The organism is Streptomyces sp. NPDC101227 (genome assembly GCF_044767545.1).
Lineage (GTDB): Bacteria > Actinomycetota > Actinomycetes > Streptomycetales > Streptomycetaceae > Streptomyces.
Window position 1 is genome coordinate 178,445 of the sequence record NZ_JBIWOD010000008.1, and the last position, 13,240, is coordinate 191,684.

General features: G+C 70.9%; 12 protein-coding genes. 4 read left to right on the forward strand and 8 right to left on the reverse strand.

The features are described from left to right. Positions 1-58 precede the first annotated feature (58 nt). Positions 59-202 (forward strand): hypothetical protein, encoded by a 144-nt coding sequence (locus tag ACIRPT_RS20700; RefSeq protein ID WP_403828955.1) that lies wholly within the window; start codon positions 59-61, stop codon positions 200-202. A 43-nt stretch (positions 203-245) separates the two neighbouring features. Here the strand turns inward: ACIRPT_RS20700 and ACIRPT_RS20705 are convergent, their stop codons facing one another. Together ACIRPT_RS20705 and ACIRPT_RS20710 are read right to left on the reverse strand one after the other, a co-directional pair. Next, positions 246-1,079 (reverse strand): undecaprenyl-diphosphate phosphatase, encoded by an 834-nt coding sequence (locus ACIRPT_RS20705; RefSeq protein ID WP_403828957.1) that lies wholly within the window; start codon positions 1,077-1,079, stop codon positions 246-248. A gap of 799 nt (positions 1,080-1,878) precedes the next feature. Further along, a complete protein-coding gene (locus ACIRPT_RS20710; protein ID WP_403828959.1) occupies positions 1,879-3,264 on the reverse strand; it encodes an aldehyde dehydrogenase family protein in 1,386 nt (461 codons plus the stop codon). Positions 3,265-3,953: 689 nt separating this feature from the next. Between ACIRPT_RS20710 and ACIRPT_RS20715 the strand changes: the two genes are divergently transcribed. From ACIRPT_RS20715 to ACIRPT_RS20725, 3 genes are all read left to right on the forward strand, one after another. Continuing rightward, positions 3,954-4,541, forward strand: coding sequence for an RNA polymerase sigma factor (locus ACIRPT_RS20715; protein ID WP_403828962.1), 588 nt, complete (start codon positions 3,954-3,956; stop codon positions 4,539-4,541). A gap of 20 nt (positions 4,542-4,561) precedes the next feature. After that, entirely contained in the window at positions 4,562-5,344 is a 783-nt protein-coding gene (locus ACIRPT_RS20720) for an Ada metal-binding domain-containing protein (RefSeq protein WP_403828965.1), read from the forward strand. Positions 5,345-5,487: 143 nt separating this feature from the next. Then, the gene (locus tag ACIRPT_RS20725) at positions 5,488-6,042 is read left to right on the forward strand and encodes a methylated-DNA--[protein]-cysteine S-methyltransferase (protein WP_403508194.1); all 555 of its coding nucleotides are present in this window, start codon (positions 5,488-5,490) and stop codon (positions 6,040-6,042) included. A gap of 17 nt (positions 6,043-6,059) precedes the next feature. On the opposite strand, the gene ACIRPT_RS20730 is transcribed toward ACIRPT_RS20725, so the two are convergent. The 6 genes from ACIRPT_RS20730 to ACIRPT_RS20755 all read right to left on the reverse strand — a co-directional run bounded on the left by ACIRPT_RS20730 (position 6,060) and on the right by ACIRPT_RS20755 (position 12,698). Beyond that, entirely contained in the window at positions 6,060-6,710 is a 651-nt protein-coding gene (locus tag ACIRPT_RS20730) for a LysE family translocator (protein WP_403828968.1), read from the reverse strand. 49 nt (positions 6,711-6,759) lie between these two features. Continuing rightward, a complete protein-coding gene (locus ACIRPT_RS20735) occupies positions 6,760-8,034 on the reverse strand; it encodes an ATP-grasp domain-containing protein (RefSeq protein ID WP_403828970.1) in 1,275 nt (424 codons plus the stop codon). A gap of 95 nt (positions 8,035-8,129) precedes the next feature. Further along, positions 8,130-8,450, reverse strand: coding sequence for a Rieske 2Fe-2S domain-containing protein (locus ACIRPT_RS20740; protein ID WP_403508200.1), 321 nt, complete (start codon positions 8,448-8,450; stop codon positions 8,130-8,132). Then, the gene (locus tag ACIRPT_RS20745; RefSeq protein WP_403508201.1) at positions 8,450-9,874 is read right to left on the reverse strand and encodes an iron-containing redox enzyme family protein; all 1,425 of its coding nucleotides are present in this window, start codon (positions 9,872-9,874) and stop codon (positions 8,450-8,452) included. The genes ACIRPT_RS20740 and ACIRPT_RS20745 overlap by 1 nt, the downstream gene beginning before the upstream one ends. Before the next feature lie 39 nt (positions 9,875-9,913). Next, complete coding sequence (locus ACIRPT_RS20750; protein WP_403828973.1) at positions 9,914-10,999, reverse strand: 50S ribosomal protein L11 methyltransferase; 1,086 nt, start codon at positions 10,997-10,999, stop codon at positions 9,914-9,916. Between the two features lie 412 nt (positions 11,000-11,411). Continuing rightward, a complete protein-coding gene (locus ACIRPT_RS20755) occupies positions 11,412-12,698 on the reverse strand; it encodes an IS701 family transposase (RefSeq protein WP_403828975.1) in 1,287 nt (428 codons plus the stop codon). Between the last annotated feature and the right edge of the window lie 542 nt (positions 12,699-13,240).

A 13,240-nucleotide genomic window follows, 5' to 3' on the forward strand; every position in this document is an offset into this window, starting at 1 on the left:
CGGGCAGCGTCCTCGCCCGGCTGAGCCGCTGGACGCCCGCACAGAAGATCGTCGCCCCGTGCTGCCCGGGCTGTGGTCCGTCCTCGGCCCGGCCGCCACCGTGCCCGCCGCGGGCAAGTCCCGCATCGTGCGCGGAGGACCCGGCTACGGCCGCCACCTCGCCCGGGACGGGGTCGGGGTCACGGCCGGGGGCGAGTGGTGAACCGGCACTCCGCCCGCCGGAATCCTCCGCCCAGATCGGGGCGTCAGCCCACCATCCCCACGCTCAGCAGCCCGAACAGAAGCACGCCGATGATGATCCGGTAGATGACGAACGAGTTGAACGAGTGCTTGGCCACGAACTTCAGCAGCCAGGAGATCGAGGCGTAGGCGACACCGAAGGAAACGACGGTGCCGACGGCCAGCGGCGCGAGGGAGGCACCCGAACCGACGGCGTCCTTCAGCTCGTAGATGCCAGCTCCGGTGAGCGCGGGGATGCCGAGGAAGAAGGACAGGCGGGTGGCCGCGACGCGTTCCAGGTCGAGGATGAGGGCGGTGGACATGGTCGCGCCGGAGCGGGAGAAGCCGGGGAAGAGGAGCGCGAGGATCTGGGAGCAGCCGACCCACATGGCGTCCTTGAGGGAGGTGTCGTCCTCGCCTCGCTTGTGGCGGCCCATCTGGTCCGCCGCCCACATCACGCCGCTGCCGATGATCAGTGAGCCGGCCACCACCCACAGGGAGGCGAGCGGGCCCTCGATCAGGGGCTTGGCGGCCAGGCCGACGACGACGATCGGGATGGTGGCGTAGATGACCCACCAGGCGAACTTGTAGTCGTGGTGGTAGCGCTCCTCGCGGTTGCGCAGGCCGCGGAACCACGCGCCCACGATGCGCACGATGTCCTTGCCGAAGTAGACGAGCGCCGCGGCGATCGCGCCGACCTGGATGACGGCGGAGAAGCCGACGACGGACTTGGCGTCGACGGGGATCCCCATCAGGCCCTCGGCGATCTTGAGGTGGCCGGTGGAGGAGACGGGGAGGAATTCCGTCACCCCCTCGACTGCTCCGAGGACGAGGGCTTGGCCGATGTTGATCGCGCTCATGGGGTCCACTTCTGGGGAAGGTGTGGGCGGTGGGCGTGGGCGGCTGCGTCGCGGGGACATTGCCGGGGGCGGCTTCCACGGCCGGCCGACGAGCGGTCCGGGCCGGTGGAGCGCCGTGCGGCAATGGACGCAGGATGGTACCGCTGTGAGGATGCCAGAGCGGCATTGCCCCGCTGGCAACGCACGGCGATGGTCTACATCACTGTAGACGACCCCAGGGGGAGGCCGGTCTCGGGTCGATGGACGGGGTACCTCCCGTACACCAGGAGCCGGCCGGGCCTGGCCGGGCCGCCCCGCTGACGCCCACGGAGTCCGGGCCCCTGGCACGCCCCATGAAGGGCCCCGGCGCGGTGATCTGCCGGAGGGCCTTGCTGCGGGCCGGCTGACCGGAGGGCGCAGGAGTCGGTGACAACCGGCTGGATCAGCCGAAGCCCCGTGGGAACCGTCCGATGCCGCGTCACAGGCGGCGCCACCTCACCCCCGTACGCTGCGCGGCCGACGCCGCGCCGGCCGGTTCCCTCACATCGGCGTGCAGCTGGGCAGCGTGGACCTCCTGGCCCGCCTGGCGTGCGCCGGGCCAGGCGGCCGGTCGCCGCCCTGAGTGAACGGACGACCCGGTGGAGTGCGGCCGGCTGGATGTTCACATGCCGGATGTTCATATAGGGACACAGCGGGAATTTCGGACTGGGAGCGCACGTGGGCCGTTCCCGGTCAGGGGCGGACGGCGGCCGATACGGCCGGCCTGACACCCAGGAGCTCGGCGCTCCGCACCAAGCCCGCCGCACCAAGCCCGCCGCGCTCAGCCGTAGGGGCCGGCCGGATGCTGCAGGGCGTGCAGCGCCTGCCGGGGGGAGAGCCCCGACCGGGGTGCCGCATTGGGGGTGATGTGTTCGGCGGGGAGGCCGGCGAACTGCGGCAGGAACTGGGAGAACCGCGTGCGGGTGAACATCCCCAGGTGGCGGTTGCTGTGCCGGGCCAGGTCCAGGACCTCGGACCAGGCCGTGAAGCGGACCAGCAGCGCGAGAGGGGCGCGCGGGACGGCGGGGATCGGCGCGCCGTCCCAGGAGGACGCGGCCAGGACCATGGGGTGCCAGAGGGCGTCCGGGCGGGGCGCGAACCCCCGGGGGGTCCCGAGAACCGGCCGGGCCCCGCAGGCGCGGGCGGCCTGCGCCCATGCGGCTCCGCGCTCGGCGTTGGCCACGGGGAGGGCGGTGCGGCTGGCGGGGTGGGCCGAGTAATGGAGTGCTGCCCTGGTGAAGGCGCTCTCGAAGGGGGACCAGACGCTCTGATGTACGGCGATGAGGGAAGCGGCCGCACAGGTGCGGCCGGCGCGCCCGAAGCAGGACGGTACGGCCGCACGCACGGCCGCGGGGACGGCCGCGTCGTGCCGTACGACCAACAGGCCCGGAGGGGCCAGGGTTTCACCTTCCGGGTGGGGCGTGGCCGGGCAGCACTGCGGGGCGCGCGCGTCGGAGTGTTCGGCCAGGAGGGCGTGCAGGGCCCAGGTGGCCGTCCCGCTCTGGGGCAGGACGAATTGCCAGACCCCGTCCGGGAGTCCGGCGGCGCGGGCGTGCTGCGCCATCCGCAGCGCGGCCACCGCGGTACGGGCACTCAGCCTGGTGATGACGGCGCTTCCGCACAGCAGGGCGGGCAGCGCTCCCTCCAGCAGGGACATCAGCGGGTGGGCGTCATCCGTGCAGGACGTCACCACCGCGTGTGCCGGGGCGGCCCGTTGGACGACGCGGCCGCTCAGGTGCGGCCGGGGCAGGCGGTAGCGGCGGAAGTGTGCGCGGGCGGCGGCCTCACAGGCCGGGAAGTAGCGGTCGGCCAGATGCAGTTCCGTCACGGTGTCGACGGAGCCGAGACCGCAGCCGTGCACCAGGGCGGGGTACAAGAGGGCGCGCTCCGCCCGGAACCGGGCCCGCAGCTCCCGGAGAATCCCGATTCTTCTCGACAACGGTGCGGTGTGCCACAGCTGTTGGGCGGCTCGGGCACGCCCCGCGGCCTGGTGGACGTCGGTGGGAACGGACGCCGGGATGGTGGCAAGTCGCCGGCCGGTGAAGGCGCTGGCCACCGATGCGCAGGCATCGCTTCCCGACGTGACCAGGCCGAGCGCCGTGGGGTCGGGAAGGTCCGCACACAGCTGCGCGGGGGTGGGGGCCGAGGGGGTGGAGGAGGAGGTCATGCCGCTCTGTTCTGGAGGGGTGGGGGGTGGTGGGGCGGGAGGGGGCGCGGCTGCTCAGCTCATGGCAGCCGCCGGGAATCCGCCGTAATGGAGGGCGGCCCCACAGGTGGCGATCCGCTGCGGGCCGCCGGCGGACGAGGCGCAGTCGTGCGGGCCGCCCGTAGCCGCGGTCTCGGCGCGGCCGCGGCCGCGAGGGCTGCCTGATGCTCGTGCCTCGGGAGCGAGTGGCGGCGAGCGGGGCGGGAAACGCAGCGCGGGACGCGGAACACAGGCGGCTCCTGGTGGCATAGGAACGGGGGATGACGTCGGCTCCCCCGGCCCCTGCCGCTCCTGCGGCGAGCCGGGTCGTAGGTGCCATCGGTGTGTTAAAGGCGCCCGGCCCCCGTGGATCACAGCCCAGGGCACGAATTCACCCGCCCGGCCGCCGACCGGACAGGTGAGGGCCCGTCGTCCCTGGTCATGGACCTGCGCCGAGCCGTGCGGGAGAGCGACGGCCGTGCCGTCACACAGCGGCGCGGTACGGAGTTCCGCGACGCGGTACGGAGCCCGTGCGGGCCGCCGCCAACGGTCGCCCCGGACGCGCGCCGGCCCCCTCGCCGCAGCGGCATGACGCCACGGATCCGGTCTCGCGGAAGACGCGCTCGCGGCCCCGTGCAACCATCGGAAGCCCGTCGGTGTTTTTGTGAGTGATGGACGAGACAGCCGAGCCACTCTGCGAACGCCTGGCGACGGACCTGGACAACGGTTTTACGGAACTGGTCAGGGTCCACGCCTCAGCGGTCCATGCCTTCTTGCTCCGCATGACGGGAAACGCCGCGGAGTCGGACGACCTGGGCCAGGAGACATTCCTGCGTGCCTATACGGCACTGCAGGGGTACTCCGCGGAACGGCGCCGTGCGCTGCGTCCCCGTGCGTGGCTGATGACGATCGCCGCGAACGTGTGGCGCAACCATGTGCGCTCCTGCGTCCGCCGGCCCGTCGCCACCGCACGTGTGGAGGACGCCTGCGAAAGCTGGCCCACCGAAGGGCCGGGGCCGCAGGAGCGGATGGACACGGCCGCCGACCGGGCGCTGCTGGTCGCGGCGCTCGCTCGATTACCCGAGCGGGCCCGGGAGGCGGTGGTGTTGCGGCATGTGGTCGGGATGAGTTACGCCGAAGTGGCCGAGGTGCAGCGATGCCCGGTCGGTACGGTCAAGGCTCAGGTGTCGAGAGGGCTCGGCACTCTGCGTGAATTGCTGGAACCAGAAGTCGCGTTGCTGAGGGAGGTGACGATGTGAACCGACGTGGGAAATGGCCCATGCAGCCGGAGGGCCGCGTGGAGGCCGCCCTGGCGGAGCTTGCGGGCCCCGCTCCGGGGGACTTCGCGGCGCGGGTGCTGCAGCGGGTCGGAATCCCGAGGGACCGGTACGACATGTATCTGCACCTCGACGCGCCTGCCGGCGGGCTGTACGTCGCGTACGGGGAGCAGGCCGTGACCGGAGCCGCGCTGGGCAGGACCCTGTCCGGTCCCCAGGCGTTCGAGGAGGCGCACCTCGCCCGCACGGGACGAAGCGCGATTCCGACGACGCGGCCCCTGCCGGGGCTGCGGACCGCGCTGCGCACCGGGCGTGCGAAGAGTCTGCGGATCGATCTGCCGGAGCTCACCGAAGCCGAGCGGGCCGCGCTCGATGCGGTACGCACCATTCCGCGGGGCCAGTTGCGGCCGCTTGCCTGGGTCGTGCGGGAGGCCGCGCTCCCGGACAAAGCCGCCGTCATCGAGGCGCTGGGGGCCAATCCGGTGCCGCTGCTGATCCCCTGCCACCGCGTCACGTTCGACGACGGCGGGCCCTGCGATCTGCGGTACGGGCCGATAGTGGGCGCGGTGCTGCGCACCGCCGAGGGTATCGACGACGAGTTGGTGGGACTGTCCCGTTCGGGGACGGTGTTCCTCGGCAGCGACACCACCCGTATCTACTGCCATCCGACCTGTGCCCATGCACGGCGGATCACCGCTCCGCATCAGGTGCCGTTCCGCTCGGCGCGAGCCGCACGCGCGGCGGGATACCGCGCCTGCAAGAGCTGCCGGCCGATAGCGGCCTGAGGCGGCCCGGCGGAATGAGGTCCGCCGCGGAGTGAGGCCGCTCGCGGCGTGAGGTCCCTCGCGCCGGGCGGGATCCAGCGGCATGTCAGGTGCCGCGGAACAAGGGACATCCAGTCATGTCGCTCAGCGGGGAGGAAGACGTCATGCATGCCAGAATCCGGGGCGCTGCTAACGAAATGGTGGGCTCCGTGGTCGTCGCGGAGCACCACACACCGATCGGCCGTCTAGCGCTCGCCGCCACGGATGAAGCCCTGCTGTACTGCGGTTTCTTCCCGCCGGAGACCGTACGGCAACGGCTGACGGCGGGTGCGTGGGAGTGTCTGGACGAAGCGGCGGCCGGCCCGGACCAGTGGGAGGTGATGCGCGAGGCGCGTGGTCAGCTCGACGACTTCCTCGCGGGGAAGCGACGCTCGTTCTCCCTGCCGCTGGACCCGAGCCTGGCGACACCGTTCAGCAAGGAGGTCGTGCTGGCGGTCGCGGAGCACGTTCCGTACGGCGGGACGGCCACCTACGGTGAGCTCGCCGCGGCGGTGCACCGTCCCGGCTCCGCGCGGGCGGTGGGTAAGGCGCTGGGGGCGAACCCGCTGTGCGTCGTGCTGCCCTGCCACCGCGTCGTGGGGGCCTCGGGCCGGCCTACGGGATATGCGGGCGGTGTGCAGGCCAAGCGCTTCCTGCTCGCCCTGGAATGTCAGGGCTGAGCCGGCGATGCGTGCGCTCATCCGCCCAGGCCCAGTCGTACGGCGAAGCCGATGAACACCGTCCCTACGACTGCCTCGACGACGCGCGATGCCGCGGCGCCCGCGTCGGGCCGGCGCGCGGCCGCCCAGCGACGCAGCAGATGTACGGCGCCGCTCAGCAGGGCCAGCCACAGCGCCGCCAGCGACAGATGGACGGTGGCCAGCACCGCCATCGTGCGCGCCGGGGGATCACCGGGCGGCACGAACTGCGGCAGGAAGGCGAGCAGGAACAGTCCGACCTTGGGGTTGGCGCCGGTGCACAGCAGCCCCTGCAGCCAGCAGCGCCGCAGGGAGACCTCGGGCGGCTGCCCGCGGTCGGGGCCCGGCTCGGTCGGCGGGGGTGGGCGGCGCAGCGCGGACCGCAGGGCCCGTAGGCCCCAGAACAGCATGACGGCCGCGCCGCACCAGCGGATGGCGGTGAACAGCTCGGGCCGGCCGGCCAGGACGAGGGAGACCCCGCTGATGGCGAGCGCCGCATGGCCGGCTCCCGCCGTCAGCATGCCGGCGGCCGCGGCGAGCGCGGGAGCGCGGCGTCCGGTGCGCAGCACCAGCTGGGCGACCAGTGCCGCGTCGGGACCCGGCGTCGTGATCACCAGAAGGGAGCTGCCCAGGAACCACCCGCTGATCATGTCCGGCTCCGGCGGCGCCCGGTGGCGGTCGCCCCTGGGGACGGTGGGCTCATGCCGTGTCCTCCTCGGGGTCCACGGTCAGCAGCGACTCGATCCGCCGGACCTCGGCATGATCGGCGTCGAGCTGCTCCGGGTCCTCGTGGGCCAGGACGACGAAGCCCAGCGAAAGCGTGCCCAGGAGGTCTTTGGTCGGGGCGATCCGGTCGCCGTTGCGCACCGGAACGGCGGAGACATGATGGCTCTTCACCTCCCTTATGGCATCGAGGACTTCGGCGTTGCGCACCACTCCGGAGGCCCGGCTGATCAGGAACACCACGCGGACCCGTCGGCGCAGCTCGTAGCCGGACGGCAGGGCGCGACGGCCGGTGAAGTACGCCACCGCCCGGTCGACCTGGCTGTCGCCGGTCGCGGCGCGGCAGAAGCGGGGGTGGCCGCCGCCGTGCGGCCGGGCGTTGACCTCGATCAGCCGTGGCCCGTCGGCTGTCATCATCACCTCGACATGCGCGGCGCCCCACCGGAAGCCGACGGCGTCCAGCACACCGCGGGTGTAGCGGACCAGCTCCGGGACCTCGGGGCGGTCCTCGGGGACCCAGTCCATGGATTCGTACACCGCCATCTGCCCGCCGCTGTCGACCTTGCGGTAGCGGCAGACGTCCGTGACGGTGTGGTTGCCCGCGTGGCTGAAGACGTCCACGACGTATTCGGTGCCGGTCGCGTACTCCTGCACGAGCATCTGGTCGTTGCGGATTCCCCATTGGTTGAGCTGTCCGAGCTGGGCCTGGAACTCCCGGCGCCAGTGGTGCCCGCCGGCGATCCGGGTCACGCCGTCGGTGCTGGCGCTCTTCGGCGGCTTGACCACCAGGTCGTGGCCGGTCAGCTGCTCCGTGTCGAGCCAGGCGGCGACCTCGTCCGGATCGTCGGTGCACAGCTGCCGGATCACCGGCAGCCCGGCCGCGGAGACGGCTCGCGCCATCGCGTACTTGTGGCGCCGGGCCGCCGCCAGTCCGGGGACGTTCGCCACGTCGGGCACGACCTGGGCCGCCAGCCGGTCGGCGAGTTCCACGCCGATCTCGGCGCCCGGCAGTACGCAGCGCGGCCGCAGCGCCCGCAGCCGTTCCACCAGCGGGGCCTCGTCGCCGGTCAGGGTCAGGATCTCGTCGAAGTCCGCCGGCTGGAAGGACCCGGCGTAGGCCTGCGGGATCTCCGGATACGAGACGACCGCCACCGTCGGCACGCCCGCGGCGCGGAAGGCCGGCGCGTAGAGGCCACCGGAGGAGAACGGATCGACGATGACGGCAGGGCTGCCGGAAGGATACGGAGGCACAGCTGGTGTTCCTTGTCCGCTCGGTGGTTGGGGGGCTCGCGGTCGGGGGGGATCAGCGGCGGCCGGGACCACAGGGCCCCGGCCGCACTGCGCGGTCAGCCCGCCAGGTCCGCCGACAGCGGCCGGTGCCCGATGCTGACCTCGGCCTCGGGCAGGCCGGGGAAGACCGCGGTGACGGTGTCGCCGCTGCGTACGGCGGGTATCTCCTGCCGCAGCCGGGTCAGCGACGTCTTGCGCTCGTGCCACGGGCACACCAGCCGGTTGCCCTCGGGGGCCAGTTCGGCCAGATGCAGCGGGCCGCCGCGGTGCGGGCAGCGGGCCCGCATCACGAAGGAGCCCTCGTCGGTCCGCGCATACACATACGGCTCGCCGGACACGATCGCGCAGTTGCCCCGGCCGGCCACGGAGAACGTCACTACATGCACTTCTTGTAGTCCCCCACCGAGTGGATCTGGTAGACGCACTCCTCGGATTCGATGATCGCGCCGTGCAGCCGGTTGCGCTGGATGACGGTGCCCTCGCCGGCTTCGAGTATCTGGTGCGAGTCGAAGCCGGAGACGAACTTCATCGTGCCGGACACGATGTGGCACAGCTCGTCGCCGTCGTGGCAGTGGGTGTTGGAGAGTTCGCCGTACGGCTCGACGATGTCGGCGACCGGGGCGGTGACGCGGCCGCTGGAGAGGGCGTCCCACACCGGCGCGTGCAGCTTCTTGAACTCGGGCCCGTTGTCCATCCAGGCGATCTGGGTGGCGAAGTCCTCGTCGGCGAGGTCCTGGATGCGGCGGTACTCCTCGATGCCGCGGACGATCTCCGGGATGATCTGCTCGCCGTGCTCGGCGACGAGCGGGCGAATCAGCTTCTCCAGGGCCATCCGGCCGTGGTGCTGGTCGATGTGGACGTGTTCGGTGAAGTACTGGGCGTCGACGCGGTCGCCGAAGACGTCCTTGAGCAGGGCGGTGGCCCGGCGGCAGAAGTCCACCAGCGTGGCCTCGGTGTAGTAGAGCGCGCCCACGTAGCGGAAGAACAGTTCGTGGTTCTTGCCCAGGTAGTGGAAGTAATTGTTCATCAGCAGGCTGCTGTTGAGGTAGTACTGCCAGTACCGGTGGACGTCGGTCTCCAGCCCGACCGACTCCAGGGTGCGCTCGAAGAGCTGGCTGTGCTTGGTGTCGTGGACCCCGTAGCCGTACTCATCGATGACGATCTTGAACCACTCGGACTGGGCGGCGCCGTAGTAGCCGAGCACATTGCGGATCATCGGCGAGGCCTCGGAGAGGAAGTCCGGGGCGAACTGGATCAGCCACATGCGGGCCGCGCGCTCGCGGTCGGTGGAGTTGGTGATGGCCTTCTCGGAGAGGGAAGGACCGGACGGTTCATGGGCGTTGAGGGATTCGAGGTAGGTCTCCAGGCTTTCGGCGGTCCAGTTCCCGGAGGTCTCGACCTCCTTGTCGAGGAAGCCGAAGGCGTACCGCTCCAGCGCGGGCCGGATCATCTCGCCGAGCACCCGGTTGGTCGGGCTGTAGAAGCTCTTGAAGTCCTCCCACTTGCCCGCGCCCTTGAGGCCGCCCTTGGGCAGGAAGACCAGGTCGGCCTCGTAGATGCTGGTGAGCAGGCGCTGCACGGCCAGGCTGCTGTAGTCCAGTATCTCGTCGCGGCCCGGGACCCGGTCGAGGTCGAGATGCCGCAGTACCTGCGGGCGCAGCTGGCGGCGGTAGGGGTTATCGCTGTTCTGCCACTCCTCGTTGTCGAGGTAGATGGGGTTGCTGGCGTAACGGACCACCGCGTCGCGCAGTTCCTGGCCGTGCAGCTCGAACGGTTCGTAGGGGAACGGAGTGTGGCTCATCGGATCAGGTCGGCCTTCCTGTGAGGTGGGTGCGGTTGCTCAGCGTGCGGAGAGGCTGTAGTCCGTCCAGTGCAGTTCCACGTCCAGCCGCTCTCCCGGGCTGACCGGGACGGGCTTGTCGAACGGGATCAGGGCCTGCATCCAGTGGGACCCGACGTTGTCGGGCGAGTTGCGCAGTACGACTCCGGAGCCGAGGTCCAGTTCGAACCAGGCGACCAGCGCCGTGGCCTGCCCGGCGGCGGTGGCGGGCACCGGGATCACCCGGCTGCCGGCCTCCAGCGGGTCGGTGAGCAGGTCGAAGTCGAGGAGTTCGACGGGGCCGGAGAGGATCTCGTGCGGCCAGGTGTGCAGCCGTACGGGGAAGTGTCCGCGGGTGGACGCCGCGTTCATCAGCGAGACGTCGAATCCGCCGGCGTTGCCCACCCGGTTGAGGCCGTCCGCCACTTCGCTGTGGATGAGCTGGCCGTACACCCGTGCCGCGCCCGGGATCAGGACTCCGCCCGGGGCGAGGAGGTGCGTACGGGCGTGGCGCATGGTGGGCAGCAGCCCTTCGCCGATCAGTCCGCAGTCGACGATCTCGGAGATGAGGACGTCGACCGGGCGTTCCAGGTCGCTGCCCATCTCGAGGTGGGTGGAGCGCTTGTTGACGACGGTGATGACGTCGGACATGCCGTGCTCGGCGATGATCTGACGGGCGATCTCGGCGAGCAGCGGGTTCTCTTCGCAGGTGACGACGCGTCCGGCGCCGGCCCGGGCGGCGGCCATGGCCAGCAGGCCGGTGCCGGTGCCGATGTCCAGGACGTGTGAGCCGGCCGGGATGCGGCGCTCCAGCGCCACGATGAGGGCGTCGTTGCGTTCGGTGTCGTTGAGCATCGCGAAGTGCCAGCGCGGGATCGTCCGGGCGGCGATCTCGGCGAAGGCCGCGGAGTACGGGGACAGGCTCTCGCGGGGCCGGGCCATGGCGTCGACCGTGGCGGTCACCAGCCGGTTCAGCTCCTGCGCCTGGGTCTGCAACGAGGCGAGCGCGAGACGCAGCCCCGGAGACGCGTCGAGATCGAGCGCGGTGAATTGCTCGTCCCGGAATTCGGTATTCCCGTTGGTCAGGGAGTTGGCGGAAATACTCATGGCAGTGTGTGCACGCTCCTCCGGAATGAATTTCCGAATTGACGGCCGCTGAGGTGTGTATTGCCCATGGGGGCGAAGCGGGTCGTTCTCATCCTCAGGACACCATCCGCCGCGGGGGCCGGGCAAGGAACCTTTCGGAGTGCCGTCCTACTGCGGTACTTGGAGATTTCATGAAGGGAGAGCGGCGGGGTTTTGATGGGACCTTCCGCTGGTTACTGACGCGGCCCCTGACAGTTCACCGCTTGCTCATGTGCAATCCGGTACCCGGGCCGTCACAAAAGAAATAAGGAGCCTTCCGAGTTCGGGCAGGCGTCATCCCGGCACGGCGCCACGGGGCGTCGAACCGGGATGACGGGCGGCCGAATTCACCCGTGGGGAGACCGGCGTGGGCCGGCTGCGGGCCGGCCCGTTGTCAGCCGGCCCGGCCCAGGGCCACCGTGTGGGCGGCCATGGCCAGGAGGGAGAGCGTGATGTGCCGGTACCAGGCGGTCCAGGTGCGGATCTCGTGCCGGTCGAGCCCGGTGTGCAGCCGGGCCTCGTCCAGGTGGCGGCGCGCATGGCAACGGGCCGCGGCGGCGGTGACCATGGCGTGGCCGTTGGTGCCCCGAGGGGCGTGCACCAGATAGCAGTCGGTCCGTGCCGCGTCGGGCCTGCGGTGCAGCAGCAGCGAGCGGGTGAAACCGTCGCAGGGCGGCGCCGCGGGGCCCCAGTGCGAGGTGTTCGGCACGGTCAGCCGCGACCATCTGCCGGGAACGGTGCCGGGCTCGCCCGGGACTCCAGGAGACGGCCACCAGCGCTGCTTCGGGATGGCGGCGGCGGCCGAGGCGGCGCCGAGCCGTCTGGCCGGCACGGCGAACACATAGCGGATGCCCTGCTCCTCCAGCCAGCCGCGCAGCGCCTCGTCCTGGCCGTAGTCCTGGCCGCCGCACACCCACTGGAACGGTACGGACGCGCCCATGACGCGCTCGATCATCGTCCGGGCCAGCTCGGGTTTGGTCCGGTACGCGAGGCGTTCCTCGGGCACGCCCGCCTTGATGCATCGCTGCGGGTCGTCGGTCCAGGACTCCGGCAGAAGCAGCTCACGGTCCATCAAGGCACGGCCGTGCGGGGAGATATAAGCGGTCATGACCGCGGTCTGGCAGTTTTCGACGCGGCGGGTGAGCTCGGTGTACTGGCGGGCCGCGGCGACGGTCTTGGCTCCTTTCTTCAGGGCGTCGCTCTGCCCGAGGACGAGCATCGCCTCGGGGTGGCCCAGGTTTTCGGCGAGATAGCCGCAGACGGTGTCCTGGACCGCGGCGGCGTCCCATCGGGCGCGGGTGAGCAGACGCTGCATCCGCCAGGGTGACGAGTCCCCGACCCGCTGGGCGAGCTGCCAGGTGTTGCTGCGGCCGCCGTCGGCGAGCAGGCCCAGGGCGTACTGCATCGCCTGCGCCCGTGGCTCGGGGCGGGCGAAGAGCGGGCCGATCCGTTCTCCCAGTTCGGCGAGGACCTTGGACAGTTGGGCGTCGTCGGCGCGGGGCGTCGGTCGACCGCCCGCGACGGGCGGTTCCCAGCCGCCGTCCGGGGGCAGCGGTGGCGGTATGTGGACGGCGGCCGTCTCGTCGGCTACCGGATTCCGGACGTTCTCCGCGGTCGGTATTGCCTCCGGTGACGCGTCCTTCGGTGACGTCGGCGATGCGGTCGGTGATCCGGTCGGCAATGCCGCCGGTGATGGTGTCGGTGGTGTTGTCGGTAATGCAATGTCCGACGGTCTGGTAGCGCACTCGGTAACGATCACTAGAGCTCCTCCGTCGGGCGCACGGCCGCATGGCCGCGCACCTGCTCTGGCGCGGTACGTGCTTCATTCCAGGTGAGATGAATAACGCTCAGAGGGCAGCAAGAAAACGGACAGATGCCTTCCGGTATCTGCGAGCGCGCATATGCAGTCGCCCGAAGCCCGGCCGCTCCGGCCCAGTCACGTCGTGAACCCCCCGTTACTTCGCACGGTCCGGCCGGCGACGGAAACAAACTTTTCGGTCAGTTTGTTTACCGATCGCGCGAAGGCACCCCCTGCGCACTTTCCGGACCAACCCCAGCGAACCCCACGGGTCGAAGACTCGGCAACTAAAAGCTAACCCAACAAAAGGTAAAGCGTGCACCATGAAAAGAGATCTTCGGTGGTAAGCAGGGGCAGCGTAGATGCAGGTAGACGGCCCGCTGACCACGTAACGGGCCGAGAACTGCCCGGATCGGAGAAATGAT

Excerpts from the sequence above, each read along its gene's own strand:
- ACIRPT_RS20710 (WP_403828959.1), bottom strand. The coding sequence starts at position 3,264 with ATGACCTCCTCCTCCACCCCCTCGGCCCCCACCCCCGCGCAGCTGTGT.
- ACIRPT_RS20725 (WP_403508194.1), top strand. The coding sequence starts at position 5,488 with ATGCATGCCAGAATCCGGGGCGCTGCTAACGAAATGGTGGGCTCCGTG.
- ACIRPT_RS20715 (WP_403828962.1), top strand. The coding sequence starts at position 3,954 with ATGGACGAGACAGCCGAGCCACTCTGCGAACGCCTGGCGACGGACCTG.
- ACIRPT_RS20750 (WP_403828973.1), bottom strand. The coding sequence starts at position 10,999 with ATGAGTATTTCCGCCAACTCCCTGACCAACGGGAATACCGAATTCCGG.
- ACIRPT_RS20745 (WP_403508201.1), bottom strand. The coding sequence starts at position 9,874 with ATGAGCCACACTCCGTTCCCCTACGAACCGTTCGAGCTGCACGGCCAG.
- ACIRPT_RS20705 (WP_403828957.1), bottom strand. The coding sequence starts at position 1,079 with ATGAGCGCGATCAACATCGGCCAAGCCCTCGTCCTCGGAGCAGTCGAG.
- ACIRPT_RS20730 (WP_403828968.1), bottom strand. The coding sequence starts at position 6,710 with ATGATCAGCGGGTGGTTCCTGGGCAGCTCCCTTCTGGTGATCACGACG.
- ACIRPT_RS20720 (WP_403828965.1), top strand. The coding sequence starts at position 4,562 with ATGCAGCCGGAGGGCCGCGTGGAGGCCGCCCTGGCGGAGCTTGCGGGC.